Here is a 1415-nt window from a genome sequence, read left to right on the forward strand (position 1 = left end):
GTAATATTGCAGAGGTTGCTGATGCTGCTTTGGACGCACTCGATCAAGTAACTACTCATACACGACGTGGAGTTGTCGGAATGACAAATCTGGCAGCAGGTACTGTAAGAGATATGGTGTCTGAAACCAGTGAAACAGCACGCCAAGTCGCGTTGATTATGGCGCGAACTTTTTTGGGCAAAAGTACCTTAACGTTGTACTTACCCGAAATGTTATTAAATAATCAAATTCGTAAGCGCATTGATCGCTCCGAAATTGATGATATTAAAATTAAATGCGGCAATGACAGTTTCCAAGTCGAGATCGATGGGCATTATCATCGCTTCATGTATCGTTTGAGTTTAGATTTTAAAGTATTGGAATGTCGTATTGGGCAGGAAAAATTCTTACGTTTGCGACAAATGGATGAAAGTCTTGATGTTCAGATTCGACATGGCGGCACCTTGTCAAATTGGGCTGTGCGCCGTATTGGTCGAGTTGGTTTCGAAGTCGTAAATATGTTGCCTATTCCATCACTCATTAATCACTTGATTGGCGATATTCCCGGAATCCAACGCGATGGGCATCGCATGTGGTTTATTGACCTAGAGCAAGCAGGATTTATTGACTTTATTAACAACCGTTCATGGATGGTTGAAAAGCTTTTAAGTTTGACTGATTTTAGTATTTTACCGGGCTTGAATATTTTGAGAGAAAGTCGTGAGCTTGTGCAGCAGCTCGTAGATCAGTTTGAAATTAGAGGACTACGAGTGCAGTCAGGTCGCCTTGAAGTACAAGTGGGAATTGCGGGTTGAGAGAGCATATGAAAAGCTAATCATTGATTAGCTTTTCATTTTTTTAGGCAAGAAAAAAGCCACTGACGTTATGCAGTGGCTTTTTAGAATTTGGCGTCCCTACGGGGATTCGAACCCCGGTTACCGCCGTGAAAGGGCGATGTCCTAGGCCTCTAGACGATAGGGACTTATATGAGGCATACATCTGAAAAAATATTGGCGTCCCTACGGGGATTCGAACCCCGGTTACCGCCGTGAAAGGGCGATGTCCTAGGCCTCTAGACGATAGGGACTTATATGAGGCATACATCTGAAAAAATATTGGCGTCCCTACGGGGATTCGAACCCCGGTTACCGCCGTGAAAGGGCGATGTCCTAGGCCTCTAGACGATAGGGACGTTTCAGAGGTGGGCGTATATTAGGTCGATTTAATAAAAGTGTCAAATAGTTTTCTGAAGAAATATTAAAAAAAACAGTCAAGCGATTAAAAATAACTCAAATTGTAGAAAATATATACATTTAGCCCTCATTTTTCTGAAAAGGTTCAATAATTGCCTTTATAACCGACGGATGTTGTAAATATCCTAAAATCTCATGCGGCTGGTTGGCGAAAGTATAAATTTTCTGATTAATAATGGCAGG

Annotated in this window: 1 protein-coding gene, 3 tRNA genes and 1 pseudogene; 1 reads left to right on the top strand and 4 read right to left on the bottom strand. The window is 42.0% G+C overall.

Going from position 1 to position 1415, the window contains the following annotated elements; all coding sequences use genetic code 11:
- Positions 1-794 (top strand): hypothetical protein (locus J536_RS24360; RefSeq protein WP_032064141.1); only part of this gene is annotated, 794 nt, incomplete at its 5' end.
- Positions 795-885: 91 nt separating this feature from the next.
- Here the strand turns inward: J536_RS24360 and J536_RS24365 are convergent.
- The 4 genes and pseudogenes from J536_RS24365 to J536_RS26385 all read right to left on the bottom strand — a co-directional run.
- A tRNA-Glu gene (locus tag J536_RS24365) sits at positions 886-961 on the bottom strand.
- A gap of 29 nt (positions 962-990) precedes the next feature.
- Positions 991-1066: transfer RNA gene (locus tag J536_RS24370), tRNA-Glu, on the bottom strand.
- Positions 1067-1095: 29 nt separating this feature from the next.
- A tRNA-Glu gene (locus tag J536_RS24375) sits at positions 1096-1171 on the bottom strand.
- Positions 1172-1292: 121 nt separating this feature from the next.
- Positions 1293-1415 (bottom strand): annotated as a pseudogene (locus tag J536_RS26385) (hypothetical protein); the annotation flags it as partial.

Origin of the sequence: Acinetobacter sp. 809848, from assembly GCF_000581275.1 — a bacterium.
GTDB lineage: Bacteria > Pseudomonadota > Gammaproteobacteria > Pseudomonadales > Moraxellaceae > Acinetobacter > Acinetobacter pittii.